General features: G+C 71.3%; 12 protein-coding genes. 9 read left to right on the plus strand and 3 right to left on the minus strand.

Annotated elements, in window-relative coordinates:
- The first annotated feature begins 83 nt into the window (after positions 1–83).
- From ACFQO7_RS02355 to ACFQO7_RS02365, 3 genes are all read left to right on the plus strand, one after another.
- Positions 84–995 (plus strand): ion transporter, encoded by a 912-nt coding sequence (locus tag ACFQO7_RS02355; RefSeq protein ID WP_376804787.1) that lies wholly within the window; start codon positions 84–86, stop codon positions 993–995.
- A 346-nt stretch (positions 996–1,341) separates the two neighbouring features.
- Entirely contained in the window at positions 1,342–2,790 is a 1,449-nt protein-coding gene (locus ACFQO7_RS02360) for a glycoside hydrolase family 43 protein (RefSeq protein ID WP_376804788.1), read from the plus strand.
- 61 nt (positions 2,791–2,851) lie between these two features.
- Positions 2,852–4,255 carry a family 43 glycosylhydrolase gene (locus ACFQO7_RS02365; protein ID WP_376804789.1) on the plus strand — a complete coding sequence of 468 codons (1,404 nt, stop codon included), beginning with the start codon at positions 2,852–2,854 and terminating at the stop codon, positions 4,253–4,255.
- A gap of 58 nt (positions 4,256–4,313) precedes the next feature.
- Here ACFQO7_RS02365 and ACFQO7_RS02370 read toward each other — a convergent pair whose 3' ends face one another.
- Entirely contained in the window at positions 4,314–5,411 is a 1,098-nt protein-coding gene (locus ACFQO7_RS02370; RefSeq protein WP_376804790.1) for a substrate-binding domain-containing protein, read from the minus strand.
- A gap of 278 nt (positions 5,412–5,689) precedes the next feature.
- On the opposite strand from ACFQO7_RS02370, the gene ACFQO7_RS02375 reads away from it, so the two are divergent.
- From ACFQO7_RS02375 to ACFQO7_RS02385, 3 genes are all read left to right on the plus strand, one after another.
- Positions 5,690–7,117: an RICIN domain-containing protein gene (locus tag ACFQO7_RS02375; RefSeq protein ID WP_376804791.1), complete on the plus strand. Its 1,428-nt coding sequence runs from the start codon at positions 5,690–5,692 to the stop codon at positions 7,115–7,117.
- Positions 7,118–7,266: 149 nt separating this feature from the next.
- Positions 7,267–7,464, plus strand: coding sequence for a hypothetical protein (locus ACFQO7_RS02380; protein ID WP_376804792.1), 198 nt, complete (start codon positions 7,267–7,269; stop codon positions 7,462–7,464).
- 57 nt (positions 7,465–7,521) lie between these two features.
- Positions 7,522–9,033 (plus strand): protein kinase domain-containing protein, encoded by a 1,512-nt coding sequence (locus ACFQO7_RS02385; protein ID WP_376804793.1) that lies wholly within the window; start codon positions 7,522–7,524, stop codon positions 9,031–9,033.
- Between the two features lie 60 nt (positions 9,034–9,093).
- Here ACFQO7_RS02385 and ACFQO7_RS02390 read toward each other — a convergent pair whose 3' ends face one another.
- Entirely contained in the window at positions 9,094–10,092 is a 999-nt protein-coding gene (locus ACFQO7_RS02390) for a YihY/virulence factor BrkB family protein (protein ID WP_376804794.1), read from the minus strand.
- Between the two features lie 244 nt (positions 10,093–10,336).
- Here ACFQO7_RS02390 and ACFQO7_RS02395 point away from each other — a divergent pair, with 244 nt between their 5' ends.
- The 3 genes from ACFQO7_RS02395 (at position 10,337) to ACFQO7_RS02405 (ending at position 13,577) form a co-directional block, all read left to right on the plus strand.
- Positions 10,337–12,739: an MMPL family transporter gene (locus ACFQO7_RS02395; RefSeq protein ID WP_376804795.1), complete on the plus strand. Its 2,403-nt coding sequence runs from the start codon at positions 10,337–10,339 to the stop codon at positions 12,737–12,739.
- A 70-nt stretch (positions 12,740–12,809) separates the two neighbouring features.
- Complete coding sequence (locus ACFQO7_RS02400) at positions 12,810–13,172, plus strand: hypothetical protein (protein WP_376804796.1); 363 nt, start codon at positions 12,810–12,812, stop codon at positions 13,170–13,172.
- Between the two features lie 6 nt (positions 13,173–13,178).
- Entirely contained in the window at positions 13,179–13,577 is a 399-nt protein-coding gene (locus ACFQO7_RS02405) for a DUF948 domain-containing protein (protein ID WP_376804797.1), read from the plus strand.
- Between the two features lie 64 nt (positions 13,578–13,641).
- Here ACFQO7_RS02405 and ACFQO7_RS02410 read toward each other — a convergent pair whose 3' ends face one another.
- A complete protein-coding gene (locus tag ACFQO7_RS02410) occupies positions 13,642–14,157 on the minus strand; it encodes a MarR family winged helix-turn-helix transcriptional regulator (protein WP_376804798.1) in 516 nt (171 codons plus the stop codon).
- Positions 14,158–14,225 lie beyond the last annotated feature (68 nt).

Below are 14,225 nucleotides of genomic sequence, written 5' to 3' on the forward strand. Positions count from 1 at the left end.
GTGGCGCCCATGTCATTCCCGCCCACCGGCGCGGACCGTCCGATCCGGACGTGCACCCGCCGGTCGACGACCCGGATCGGGGCATGAGCCAGCTTCTCGTACGCACCGCGCCGGCTGAGGCCGACGTCGCGCCCGCACCCGCACCGGCCTCCGGGATCACGGCCTGGTGCGCCAGGGTCGCCGCCTCCCGCGGCTTCGAGATCACGATCGTGTCGGCCATCGCGGCCAACGCCGTCATCCTCGGCCTGGAGACCTATCCCGAGCTGCGGTCGGCCGGCTGGTTGACCGTGCTGGAGTGGCTGTTCCGGGCGGTGTTCGTGGTCGAGATCGCGATCCGCCTGCTCAGCTACGGCAGGCGTCCGCTGGACTTCTTCCGGAACGGCTGGAACGTCTTCGACCTCGCGGTGGTCGCCGCGGCGTTCGTCCCGGGCCTGCACGGCGACTCGGCGATCCTGCGGGTCATCCGGATCGCGCGGGTGGTGCGGCTCATGCGCTTCATGCCGGGCCTGCGCACCATCGTCACCGCGCTGCTGCGCAGCCTGCCGGGTGTGGGCGGCTTCCTGGCGCTGGCGGTGGTCGTGCTCTACGTCTACGGCATGGCCGGCTGGCTGGTCTTCGCCGAGCACCAGCCCGAGCAGTACGGCACCATCGGCAGCGCCGTGCTCACCCTGTTCGTGCTGCTGTCGCTGGAGAACCTGCCGGACCTCATCGAGCAGGGCATGGCGCTGTCGCCGTGGACGCTCGTCTTCTACATCAGCTACGTGCTCATCACCGCGAACCTGCTGGTCAACATCCTGGTCGGCGTGATCATCAACTCGATGGAGGAGGCCCGCCGCCTGGAGCAGGCCGAGCCGCTCACGCCACCGGCGGGCGGCGACGCGGCACCGGGCGAGGTCGACCGGCTCGCGGTCGGCAGGCGTCTGGACGATCTGCGCACGCTGCTCGACGAGCTCGAGCGCGACCTGCGGGTGGGCCGGGACCCCGGCCGGCGCTGACGGCGGCGGCCTGAAATTGTTTCGGCAGGGCCGATCGACAGTCTTGACACCATGAATGTTATCGCTAACATTCTCCTAACACGGCCTTAACCTTCCCGTGTGGTACGGGAAACACCGCGCCCGCACCTGCAGTTGACCAGGCTCGACTCTGGATCCTCAGCGGACACCAGGGCTACCCGAGGCGCGGGTGTGAACGTTAACAGCCGCCTGCCGCGTCGTGCCCTGCCGTGTCCCGGTGACGATTCACCCGACTGCAGCGATGCCGGTGGCGCGTGCCGCCATGCCGTCGTGCGCTGAAGTCCGGACCCGTTCAGCAGGCCCGCACTGACGTTCCGAGGAGGAACGAATGACACACCGGTTGCGGCGGCTCGGGCTCGGCGGACTCACCGCCACCCTGCTGCTTTCCCTCGGTCTCACCACGCTGCCGTCGCCCGCGGCCGCCGCCGAGACCTACGCGGCGTACCTCATGGCCCACTTCACCGGCGAGAGCGCCAGCGGTGAGCAGATCTACTTCTCCACCAGCACCGACGGTCTGCGCTGGACCGACCTCAACTACTCCCAACCGGTGCTGCGCTCCAACGTCGGCGAACTCGGCGTACGCGACCCCAGCATCGTGCGCTCCCCGGCCGGGGACAGGTTCTTCCTGCTGGCCACCGACCTGCGCATCGCCAGCGGCAAGGGCTGGGACGCCGCCCAGCACGCGGGCAGCACGTCGCTGGTCGTGTGGGAGTCCACCGACCTGGTCACCTGGTCCGCGCCGCGGCTGGTCGACGTCGCCGGCGGGATCAGCGGCGCGGGCTGCGCCTGGGCGCCGGAGGCGATCTGGGACCCGGCCGCCGGGAACTACCTCGTCTACTGGGCGACCATCTCGCCGCGCAATGGCGTGGACAAGGCCCGCATCTGGTACTCCCGGACCACCGACTTCCGCACCTTCACCGCTGCCCAGCCGTACATCGACCGGCCCGGCAGCCAGGGCATCATCGACACGCAGATCCTGGAGATCCCCGGCAGTGTCGGCGGATACCGCTACATCCGCGCGTCCGGCGACGGGCAGATCTCCATCGAGGGCAGCAACCAGCTGCTCAGCGGCTGGACCAGGCTCGGCGACATCGCCCACCTCGGCATGACCGGCGCGCAGGTCGAGGGCCCGATCCTCCACCAGTACAACGGGCGAAACGAGTGGGGCCTGTGGGTCGACCAGTACGCCAGCGGCCGCGGCTACCTCCCGCTTACCTCGACCAACCTGGCCGCCACCAGCACCTACCGGGTCCGCGCGACCTCCGAGTACTCGCTCGGAGCCAGCCACAAGCGGCACGGCTCCATCATCGGCATCACCCAGGCGCAGTACGACCGCCTGCGCGCCAAGTGGGGCAGCGGCACCGCGCGACGGGTGCAGTCGTTCAACTTCACCGACCGGTACGTGCGCCACGCCAACTTCGACGCGCGCATCGACCCGAACGTCAGCCCGCTCGCCGACTCGCAGTGGCGGCTCGTGCCCGGTCTGGCGAACGCGGCCTCCGGTTACGTGTCGTTCGAGTCGGTGAACTTTCCGGGCCACTACCTGCGGCACAGCAACTACGACTTCGCCCTGGTCCGCGGCGACGGCTCGGCCCAGTTCGCCGCGGACGCCACGTTCCGGCAGGTCGCCGGGCTGGCGGACTCGTCGGCGGTGTCGTACCAGTCCTACAACAACACCAGCCGCTACCTCCGCCACTACAACTACCTGCTCCGCCTCGACCCGATCAGCACCGCCACCGAACGCTCCGATGCGACCTTCCGCCTCATCACCAGCTGATCCGTGGGCGCCCCGGGACGCCGTGCCCGGGGCGCCCCCGTCTTTCCGAGAGCGAGGCCCCATGACAACGTTCGTGACCCGTGGCAGGCGCCGGGCGATCTCCCGGGCGCTGGCCGTGTGCCTGGCCGCGTCCGCGCTGACCGTGGCGGCCGGTGAACCGGCGATGGCCGCCGAGATCCCGACCGGCGCGCGGTCGCTGCAGTCGGTCAACCTCCCCGGTTCCTACGTGCGGCACAGCGACTACCTCGGCAGCGTCGCCGCGGTGACGTCGGGCAGTTCCGCGCTGGCCAAGAGCGACGCCACCTTCACCGTCACCCCGGCGCTGGCCGGCGGCGCGGGCTGCGTGTCGTTCCAGGCGGCCAACGGCATGTGGCTGCGGCACCGGGACTACCGCATCCGGTTGGAGGCCAACAGCGGCAGCACCACGTTCCTGGCGGACGCGAGCTTCTGCGTGCGGGACGGCTCGGCCACCGGTTCGGTGCGCCTGGAGTCGGCCAACTTCCCGGGCCGGTACCTGCGCCACCGCAACAACGAGCTGTGGATCGACCCGTCGACCACCAACCCCGGCACGTTCGCGGCGGACAGCTCGTTCCAGGTCACCGCACCGTGGGTGGCCGGGCGGCGCAGCCCGGTCATCAAGGGCCTGTACGGCGACCCGAACATCGCCTACCTCAACGGCCGCTACTACGTCTATCCGACCACCGACGGCTACAGCGGCTGGAGTTCGACCAGGTTCAAGGCGTTCTCCTCCGCCGACCTGCTCACCTGGACCGACCACGGCACGATCCTGGACCTCGGACCCCAGATCAGCTGGTCGGACAGCCGGGCCTGGGCGCCGACGATGGCCTACCGCAACGGCCGGTACTACTTCTACTTCTGCGCCGACACCAACATCGGTGTGGCGACCTCGACCAGCCCCACGGGCCCGTTCACCGATCCCCTCGGGCGGCCCCTGGTGCCCGCCGGGTTCCGCAGCGGCCAGATGATCGACCCGCACGTCTTCACCGACGACGACGGCCAGTCCTACCTGTACTGGGGCAACGGCTACGCCTACGGGGTGCGCCTCAACGCGGACATGATCTCCTTCGACGCGGCGCAGGTGCGCACGTTCAGCCTGCCGAACTTCCGGGAGGCCCCGTTCACCTTCAAGCGCAACGGCGTCTACTACCTGTCGTACTCGGTCGACGACACCCGCTCGGAGAACTACCACGTCGAGTACGCCACCGCGACCTCGCCGTTCGGGCCGTGGACCCACCGCGGCACGATCCTGTCCAAGAACCTCAGCCTCGGCATCAAGGGCCCCGGCCACCACTCCGTCGTCAAGGCCCCGACCAGCGACACCTGGTACATCGCCTACCACCGGTTCGCCATCCCCGCCGGCGACGGCACGAACCGTGAGGTGACCATCGACCCGATGCGCTTCAACACCGACGGCACCATCACCCCCGTCGTCCCCACCCTCTGATGCAAGGAAGGGCACCTTCTCATCGCATAGCGATGAGAAGGTGCCCTTCCTTCGCTTTTCAGCGGGGGCGGCTGCGGGTGAGGGAGGAGCGGCGCACGAACAGCTCCGGAGCGATGAGCACGCGCTGGGAGGGGCGGCGTTCGCCGTCGAGCAGGCGGGACACCATCAGTTCGACCGCGACGCGGCCGACGTGCGTCTTCGCGGGGCGGACCGCCGACAGGGAGGGCTCGGCGAGGTGGGCCACCTCGTCGTCGTAGGAGACCATGGCGAGGTCGTCGGGGATGCTGACGCCCTTCTCCGCGCAGTACTGGGCGACCGAGATCGCGTCGGGGTCGCTGTGCACGATCAGCGCGGTGACCTGGGCACGCCGGCACTCGCCGAGCACGTTGTGGATGATCTGCCGGTGGCCGGGGGTGGTCAGCGCGACCGACTCGCGCACCACGATGGCGTCGGAGATGCCGAGGTCGGCACAGGCGACCCGCCAGCCCTGCAGCAGGTACGCCGAGGTGGGGCTGCCCTTGGACAGCAGCAGCGCGATCCGCCGGTGTCCGTGCTGGTGCAGGTGGTGCACGGCCATCTCCATGCCCAGCGAGTGATCGCTGCGCACGCACTCGATCTGCCGCGGCGTCGAGGTCCACCGGTCGGGCTGGCGCTCCACCAGGATCGTCGGCACCGGCAGCCGGCCGATCCAGTCGACCATCTCGTGCGCCCGCTCGCCGTCCAGGCTCGGCGCGAGCAGCAGGCCCTGCACCTGGCCGGCCTCGACCAGCCGGCTGATCTGGCGGCGGTCCTCGTCGGGCTCGTAGCTCGACCCGCGCAGTTGCAGGTTCACCCCGAGGGCGGCCGCCGCCGCACGTGCCCCGCTGACGATGAGCGGCCAGTAGAAGTCGAGCGACGGCACGACCATGCCGATGGTGAACCGGTCGCGCGCCTGCCGGGGCCGGTTCGCGCGGCTGATGGGGGTGGGCAGGGTCGCGCCGCCGTGCACCTTCGTCACCAGGTTGCGCCTGGCCAGGGAGTCGATGTCGCGGCGGATGGTGAGCTCGCTGACGGCCAGCTCGCGGGCGAGGTCGCGCACCCGCACGGCACCGTGCCTGCGCAACTCGTCGAGGAGCAGTTCCTGCCGCTGGACGCCGAAGAGTCGCTGCGTCGTCATGGGCGCCTCCTGCGCCGGATGGGTCGGCCCGGGTCGCCCCGGCGGAGCGCGCGACAAGGCGGCGCTGACCGGTGCCTTTCGTCGGCATCTCTCAGCTTGTCGAGCGGTCCTGACCGTAACAGATCTTTCCCCGAAAACATCGACGAAGTTCGCGCCGCGGACGACGTTCGTTTGTGTACGACCGTGAACGACTGCCACCGAACTGTGGGGAAACCGGACGCTGCCGATTACGAAGATGTCACCGACGTGTCACCGCTCTCCGACGGAAAGGACACGAGATGAGAAGGAGTGGACGGCTCACGGCCCTGACGGTGGCCGCGATCGTGGCGTCGCTGGGCGTGGCGGTCCCGCCCGCGCAGGCGGCACCCGTCACCGTCACCAACGGCACCCAGTTCACCGACACCGGCGGCAACGTCGTGCACGCGCACGGCGGCGGGGTCCTCAAGGTCGGCGATTACTACTACTGGTTCGGGGAGAGCCGCAACGCCGACAACACGTTCAAGGCGGTGGCCGCCTACCGCTCCACCGACCTGCGCACCTGGGAGTTCCGCAACAACGTGCTGACCCAGTCGTCGGCGGCCGAACTCGGCGTCGCGAACATCGAGCGCCCGAAGGTGATCTACAACGCCGCCACCGGCAAGTACGTCATGTGGATGCACAAGGAGAACGGCTCGGACTACGGCGAAGCGCGGGCCGCGGTCGCGGTCGGCGACACCGTCGACGGCAGTTACACCTACCGGGGCAGTTTCCGGCCGCTCGGCCACATGTCCCGGGACATCACCATCTACAACGACAACGGCACGGCGTACATGCTCTCGGCCGCCGACGAGAACCGCGACCTGCACATCTACCGGCTGACCGCCGACTACCTCGGCATCGGGTCGCTGGTCGGCAACTTCTGGAACGACGCGGCCCGGGAGGCGCCCGCGCTGTTCAAGCGGGGGAGCACCTACTTCCTGATCACTTCGGGGCTGACCGGCTGGTCGCCGAACCAGGCCAAGTACGCCACCGCGTCGAGCATCACCGGCCCGTGGAGCGGCTGGACCAACGTCGGCGACGCGACGACGTTTCGTTCCCAGTCGACGTTCGTGCTGACGATTCAGGGCACCGCCGCGACCAGCTACCTGTACCTGGGGGACCGGTGGGCGGGCGCGTGGGGCGGGCCGGTCGGCGACTCCCAGTACGTCTGGCTGCCGATCGTCTTCCCGAGCGCCACGACGATGAGCCTGAGCTGGTATCCGCAGGTCACCATCGACGCGGCCGCGGGCACCGTCACCGGCGTCGCACCGCCGTACTACCGGGTGAGCAACCGCAACAGCGGCAAGGTGATCGACGTGGTGAACCAGTCGACGGCCAACAACGCCGAGGTCAAGCAGTGGACCTGGAACGGCGGCGGCAACCAGAAGTGGGAGTTCGCCGACGCCGGCAGCGGGTGGTTCCGCATCGTCAACCAGTACAGCGGCAAGTGCCTGGACGTGGCGAGCGCATCGACGGCCGACGGGGCCAACGTCATCCAGTACACCTGTGGCGGCGGCACGAACCAGCAGTGGCAGTGGCAGGCCACCGGCAGCTATTTCCGGATCGTCGCCCGGCATAGCGGCAAGTGCCTCGACGTGGTGAGCTCCGGCACCGGCGACGGGGCCGACATCCAGCAGTACACCTGCGGCACCGGCAACAACCAGCAGTGGAGCCGGGCCACCGCCTGATCCACGCCGGGTCGGGTGCCCGCGCCCGGTGGTGCACGACCCGGCATCGACCACACCGCGTCCGACGTCGACATGTTTAGGCGGCGGGCTCGGCGGTTATCCCTCGGCGACAGCCGTCATACAACCGGCTTGAGACCGAGGGGCCCCTTGTGTATCTGTTCGATGCCGACAGTGTGGTGGTCAGCACGGCCACCGAACTCCTGCGCACCCACCATCCCGTCTCCGTGGACGACCAGTCCTGCGCCAACTGCGGCGAGCCGGCCCCGTGCGAAGCCTCGGTGAACGCCCGGCAGATCCAGGCGGCGGCCAGCCTCGGGGCCGAGTCGGCCGACGGCCGGTTCGCCTGACCGGCTCTGGCGGCCGGATCGACGTTAACGCCGCCGGAGGCCGGGTAGATCAGTGTGGTGACAGATCAACCCGTGGTGCTCGGCCGGCGCTACCGTCTCGTCGAGCCCGTCGGCGCGGGCGGTATGGCGGTCGTTTGGCGCGCCTATGACCAGGTCCTGCACCGTACCGTCGCCGTCAAGATGCTCTCCCCGCGGCTGGTCGCGCAGCCGGACAACCTGCGCCTGCTGCGGGCCGAGGCGCTCGCCGTAGCCGGCCTGAGCCATCCACGCATCACCAGCGTCTACGACTACGGCCAGCAGCGGCTCGACGGCCACGAGCAGCCGTACCTTGTCATGGAGCTGGTGGACGGCGTCACCCTGCGGCAGACGCTGCGAGAGGCCGCCACCGGCCTCGGCTGGCAGGCCACCCTCTCGATCACCGCGCAGGTCGCCGCGGCCCTGGCCGCAGCCCACGCGCGCGGCATCGTCCACCGCGACGTCACCCCCGCCAATATCATGCTGACCGCGGCCGGGGTCAAGGTGCTCGACTTCGGCATCTGCGTGCTGGCCGGCTTCGACGACGGCCAGGAGGACGAACTGGTCGGGACCGTCGACTACATCGCACCGGAACGGGTCACCGGGCGCAGCGCGGTGACCCCGGCCAGCGACGTCTACTCGCTCGGCATGGTCATGTACCGGTGCCTGTCAGGGCATCTGCCATGGGATCCGACCACTCCGACGCGGCGGCTGCGCCAGCACGTGTTCAGCCCGCCGGACGTTCTGCCGCCCGTGCCGGGCATGCCGCCGGCGATCAGAGAACTGTGCCTGAGCTGCCTCGCCAAGAACCCTGACGACCGGCCCACCGCCGCCGAGCTGGTCGCCGGCCTGGAACAGTGGAGCGTGCCCGCGCCCCGCCTGGCGCAGGACGCCGAGGAGCAGACGCGCACCCGGCTGCTGGCGCTGCCCGCCGAGCTGACCAGACGGGACCCTGACCCGGCCACCGGCGTGGCCGGCCGGGTGGCCGCTGCCGTGCGCACCATGCCCCGACGCCGCCGCGCGGGACTGTCGGCCGGGGCGCTCGCCGTCACCGGCCTGGTGGGCGTGCTGGTGCTGAACGCGGGTCCGGACGTCGCCGACGCGACCCAGACACCCCCGCCGCCGCAGTCGTGCCACGTCAGCCTGCAGATTCACACAGCCGGAACCGAGTACACCGCATCGCTCGCCGTCGGCGCGTCAGGCCGCCGCCCGCAGCGATGGCAGCTCACCTTCACGGTCCCCGACGGCTGGCGGGTCGGCGGTGTGCGCGCGGGGGAGGTCCGCCAGAACGGCCCGCGGGTGGTCGTCACCGGCCGCACCGAACTCGTCGCGGGCAGCCCGGCCGCCGTCGCGCTCACGGGCACGGCGGGGGCGTCGGCCGGTCGGCCCGCCCAGTTCGTGCTGGACGGTACGGCCTGCCAGGGCGAGGTGGACGTGATCAGTGGTGCGCCGTCACCGGCCGCGGTCCAGGCGACCCCGGAAGCACGCCGTCCCGCTGCCGAACCCGAGCCGCACGGCGGCAAACCGAAGCCGCCGAAGAAGCCGAAGCCCTAGCCGCGACCGGGTTCCGGGCGTGTTCACCGGACCGGTCGCGGCCGTGAGGGCGTGCGCCGATCAGAGGTGCTGCTTGCCGTCGCGGTCGATCGCCGAGCTGTCCCGCACCTGCAGGTAGGGCTCGCTGTCGGCGGGGTGGCCCGCGGCGATGGCGCGCTGGCGTTCGAGTTCGGCGTCGAGTTCGGCTCCGAACAGGATCGCCAGATTCGAGATCCACAGCCAGACCAGGAACACGATGATGCCGCCGAGGCTGCCGTAGGTCTCGGCGTACGAACCGAAGTGGGTCACGTAGAAGCCGAAGCCCACCGACGCGGCGATCCACAGCACGACGGCGACCAGCCCGCCGGGGCTGATCCACCGGAAGCCGCCCTGCCGCGCGTTGGGCGAGGCCCAGTACAGGATCGCGAACAGCAGCGCGATGAGCGCGACCAGCAGCGGCCACTTGCCGATCTGCCAGGCCGTCACCACCGGCCCGGACAGGCCGAGCACCCGGCCGAGCGCCTCGGCCAGCCGCCCGCTCACCACGACGATGAGCACGCTCGCGACCAGCAGCACCCCCGTCGCCAGGGTCACCGCGAGCCGGATCGGCAGTCGCTTCCACAGCGGCCGGCCCTCGGGCACATCGTAGATCGCGTTGGACGCCTGCATGAACGCGTCGACGTAGCCCGACGCCGACCACATGGCCACCGCCAGGCCGATGATCGCGGCCACCCCCGCCTTGCTGTCGTTGGCCTGCACGTTGTCCAGCGCGGCGGTGAAGACCTCGCGCACCGCCGTCGGCATGATCGGGGTGACGTCGTCGAGCACGTCGTCGACCAGCCGGTCGTCGAACAGGCCTACTGCCGCGGCCAGCACCAGGATGCCCGGGAACAGCGACAGCACCCCGTAGTAGGTCAGGGCGGCGGCCCACACCTGCAGGCTGTCGGTGTCGAACTCCTTGGCGGTCCGGCGCAGCACCTGCCACCAGGCGCGCGGGCTGAGCTGGGTGGGACTGCGCGGGCCGGCGTCCGGCGGTGGCGCGGGCACGGCGTTCGCCGGGTGGGGATCTTCGGAGGTCATGCCCCTGCCATACCGCCGGCGGCGCCGCCGCTAACGCCCCCGACACGGCTGCGCGCGGCTCGGGTCGTCCTCGTTTGCCGCGCGGTCGGCCGGGTACCCGACTCACGAAATCCCACCCTGCCGAACCGCCCCGCGGCAACGGCCCCCACCGGGCTGCGCGTGGCGGCTCGACAGGTGCCGCCACAGGAGGAAACACCATGCGGATGAGGCAGTCGGACCCGGTCGTCGCCGAGCGGGTGCATCGGTGAGCGGGGCAGCGTCGCCGTCGGGCGAGGACATGCCGGTGCGCAGCCGCTGGCGGCCGAGCCGGCTGCTGGAGTACTACGCGATCGCGGTGGTGTGGCTGCGCTGGGTCGTGGTGGCGCTGTGGATCGCCGCCGTGGCGGCGTCGGTGCTGTACCTGCCGCCCATCGGCCACGGCGGCAGCGACCTGGGACAGCTCGTGGCCACCGACAACGCGGCCGTGCGCAGCGAGGTCCGCTCCTTCGAGAAGTTCGGCTTCCCGCTGCTGAGCCGGGTCTCCGTGGTGCAGCGCAACCCCGACGGCCTGCCGCTGGCGGTCCAGGCCGAGGCCGTCGCCCGCGCCCGCGCCGTGACCCAGGGCGAATACCCCGACGCCGCGCCCATCCTCGGCGCAGTGCCGGTGACCAACACGCTGCAGCTGATGCCGGGCTCGCAGGAGAACGGCACGACCGTCGTCACCATGCTGTTCACCGCGCCCGACGTCAGCTTCGCCGGTCAGCTGGCCGCGGCCGAGAAGTTCGTCGCCGCGCACTACGACGCCGACGACGCCGTCGTCGGGATCACCGGCTCGGTCCCGGCCCGGGTGGAGCAGGGCGACCTCGTCCTGTCGACACTGCCCTGGCTGGAGGCCGTCACCGTCGCCGCGGTGTTCATCATCGTCGCGATCGCGTTCCGGTCGCTGATCGCGCCGCTGCTGGCCCTGGGTGTGGCCGGGGTTGCGATCGTGCTGACCCTGCACGTCGGCGGCGCGCTCGCCGACCGGCTGGGCGTGCCCGTGCCGCAGGAGACCCAGCCGCTGCTGGTGGCGCTGCTGCTCGGCGTGGTCACCGACTACGTCGTGTTCTACCTGGCCGCGGCGCGCACCCAGCTCGCCGCGGGCGCGCACCGGCTGGAGGCGGCCGAGACCGCCACCGCCAGGTTCACCCCGATCATCGCCACCGCCGGGGCGACCGCCGCGGCGGGCACCGGAGCGCTGGTGGTGGCCGGTTCGGCGGCGTTCCGCGCGTTCGGGCCGGGCATGGCGCTGGCCGTGCTCATCGGCATGCTGGTGTCGGTCACCCTGGTGCCCGCGCTGCTGGCCATCCTCGGCCGGGCGGTCCTGTGGTCGCCGCGCCGCGGCCGGGCCGCCGTGCCGAGCACCCCGGAGCCCGAGGTCGGCAGCGGACGCTGGTCGCGGTTGCTGACCCGCCCCTGGGTCGCCGCGCCGGTGCTGCTGCTGTGTGTCGCCGGGCTGGTCACGGCCGCGCTTCCGGTCCGCGACCTGGCGCTCGGGGTGTCGTTCGTGGAGGCGCTGCCCGCCGACCATCCGACCCGCCAGGCCGCCGCGCAGGCGCAGCAGGGCTTCGCCGAGGGCATCCTGTCGCCGACCGAGGTGCTCGTGGAAGGGCAGGGGGTGGGCTCCCGGGACAAGGAGCTCGCCGGCCTGCAGGACGCGCTGCGCAAGGAGCCCGGGGTAGCCGCCGTGCTCGGCCCCGCCGACGACGCGATCCCGCAGGATCTTCACGTGTTCCGCACGGCCGACGGCACCGCGGCGCGTTTCCTCGTGATCCTGGCCGACGAGCCCCTGGGCGCCCGCGCCGTGCAGACCCTGACCCGGTTGCAGCAGGACCTGCCCGGTCTGGTGCGGGCCGCCGGGCTGGCCGACGTGCGGACGAGCATCGGCGGCGACACCGCCATCGCGCAGCTCATCGTCGAGCAGACCAAGCAGGACCTGGGCCGGATCGCGCTCGCGGCGCTCGCGGCCAACCTGCTGTTCCTGGTGCTGTTCCTGCGCGCGCTGGTGGCTCCCATCGGTCTGCTCGCCTGCAGCGTGCTGGCCATCGGGGCCACGCTCGGCCTGACCACGTGGCTGTTCCAGGACGTGCTGCACGCCGACGGCCTGACCTTCTACGTTCCGTTCGCCGCCGCGGTGCTGCTGGTCGCGCTGGGTTCGGACTACAACATCTTCGGCATCGGCCCCGCCTGGAAGGAGGCCCGAGGACGGCCGCTGCGCGAGGCGCTCGCGATCACACTGCCGCAGTCGGCGCACGCGATCCGCATCGCCGCGTTCACCCTCGCGGTCAGTTTCGGACTGCTCGCCATGGTGCCGCTGCGCCCGTTCCGGGAACTCGCGTTCGCGCTGGCGGTCGGCATCCTCATCGACGCGTTCATCGTCCGGTCGATCCTCGCCCCGGCACTGCTCACGGTTCTCGGCTCGGCCAGCGAGTGGCCGGGTCGGCGGCTGTTCGGCCGCTTCTCGCAGCCGCACGGGCGGCCTTCCGAGCCGGTCCCGGACGATGCGCCGGCCACGACCGAGCCGGTGGCGGACGACGCGCCGGCCACGACCGAGCCGGTGGCGGACGACGCGCCGGTCAGGACCGAGCCGGTGGCGCGCGACGCGTCGGCCAAGGCCGCGGCCGATTGATCGCTGTGGCATATGCCGCGGGCGAGCGGGTATCGGCCTGCCAACACCACACACCACTTGGGGAGATGACATGCCAAGCAAGGACGACGCCATCGCCGGCGCGCAGGACGCGCTGAACACGGCCGGCACGGTCGTGGCAGAGAAGGCGGCCGAGGCCAAGCAGGCCGCGATCGACACCGGGCACGCCCTGGCCGCGGGGGCGGGCGAGCTCAAGGCCAACGTCGCCCACACCGCCGTGGCGGCAAAGGACGCGGCCGCCGAGGCCCTCACCGCGGTCAACGACCGCCTGCCGCACACTGCCGACGAGTGGGAGGCCGCGGGACGGAGCCTGCTGGACAACATCCGCCGCAACCCCACCCCGTGGGCGACCGGAGCGGCGGTGTTCCTGGTGGGCTGGTTGATCGGCCGCAGCTCGGCCGGGACCAAGAAGTAACCGCCGATGTCGGGTACGGAGATCGCGGCGCTGGTCGCCTCGGGAGCCTTCGCGATGCTGGTGCTGGTGCTGGCGGTGCCGATCCTGCGGCTGCGGCGCACCGTCGACGCGACCACCGACATGATCCGTGAGGTCACCGCCAAGACGGGCCCGCTGCTGGACAACGTCAACAACACCGTCGGCGAGGTGAACACCACCGTCGGGCAGGTCCAGACCACGTTGGACGGCATCAACGTCCAGCTGGTCCGGGTCGACGCGGTCACCGGGCCGCTGTCGTCGGCAGCGGCGAACATCGCCAAGGTCGCCGACGCGATCACGGGCGCGTCGGCGACGCCGGTCGGCAAGGCGGCCACGCTGGCCTTCGGTATCCGCCGCGCGCTCGCCGCGCGCAACCACCGGCAGTGACCTGACGCCGGTGACGTGAACGGCCGGGCCCGGCATTCGGGCCCGGCCACGCCTCGTTTGCGGGTCAGCCGGTCTGCGCGGGCGTGCCGCGCCGCCTGCCCGACTCTTCGAGATGGGCCCGCAGCGTGGCGGCGAGGTCGCCGGCCGCGACGATCTGATCACGGCTGAGCGCGTCCACGAACAGCTCGCGCACGGCGGTCAGGTGCGGCACCGTCGACTGCCGGAACGACCGCAGGCCGGTGGCCGTCAGCACGATCTCCGCGCCCCGGCTGTCGGCGGCGCACTCCTCTCGGCGGATCAGGTCGCGCCGCTCCATCCGGCCCAGGTGGTGGGAGAGGCGGCTGCGTTCCCAGTCGATGTGCGCCGCCAGTTCGGAGGAGCGCAAACGCTGCCCCTCGGCCTCGCTGAGGGCGAGCAGGACCGCGTAGTCGCCCGACGACAGCGACGACTCGCTCTGCAGCCGCGCGGTGAGCGCGGACCGCAGCACCTCCGCGGTCTCGATGAAGTCGCGCCAGATGCGCAGCTCCTCGGTGGTCGGCAGCCGGCGTGCCCGGCGTGGCCGAGGTGTGTCCTGGGTCATCCCACCTCCAATTGACATGTCAATCATACCGGGGCTACTAATTGACGTGTCAATCAGCCGTGCGCGGC

Source organism: Catellatospora aurea, assembly GCF_042663325.1.
Classification (GTDB): Bacteria; Actinomycetota; Actinomycetes; order Mycobacteriales; family Micromonosporaceae; genus Catellatospora; species Catellatospora aurea.

Excerpts from the sequence above, each read along its gene's own strand:
- ACFQO7_RS02355 (WP_376804787.1), top strand. The coding sequence starts at position 84 with ATGAGCCAGCTTCTCGTACGCACCGCGCCGGCTGAGGCCGACGTCGCG.
- ACFQO7_RS02360 (WP_376804788.1), top strand. The coding sequence starts at position 1,342 with ATGACACACCGGTTGCGGCGGCTCGGGCTCGGCGGACTCACCGCCACC.
- ACFQO7_RS02365 (WP_376804789.1), top strand. The coding sequence starts at position 2,852 with ATGACAACGTTCGTGACCCGTGGCAGGCGCCGGGCGATCTCCCGGGCG.
- ACFQO7_RS02370 (WP_376804790.1), bottom strand. The coding sequence starts at position 5,411 with ATGACGACGCAGCGACTCTTCGGCGTCCAGCGGCAGGAACTGCTCCTC.
- ACFQO7_RS02375 (WP_376804791.1), top strand. The coding sequence starts at position 5,690 with ATGAGAAGGAGTGGACGGCTCACGGCCCTGACGGTGGCCGCGATCGTG.
- ACFQO7_RS02390 (WP_376804794.1), bottom strand. The coding sequence starts at position 10,092 with ATGACCTCCGAAGATCCCCACCCGGCGAACGCCGTGCCCGCGCCACCG.
- ACFQO7_RS02400 (WP_376804796.1), top strand. The coding sequence starts at position 12,810 with ATGCCAAGCAAGGACGACGCCATCGCCGGCGCGCAGGACGCGCTGAAC.
- ACFQO7_RS02405 (WP_376804797.1), top strand. The coding sequence starts at position 13,179 with ATGTCGGGTACGGAGATCGCGGCGCTGGTCGCCTCGGGAGCCTTCGCG.
- ACFQO7_RS02410 (WP_376804798.1), bottom strand. The coding sequence starts at position 14,157 with ATGACCCAGGACACACCTCGGCCACGCCGGGCACGCCGGCTGCCGACC.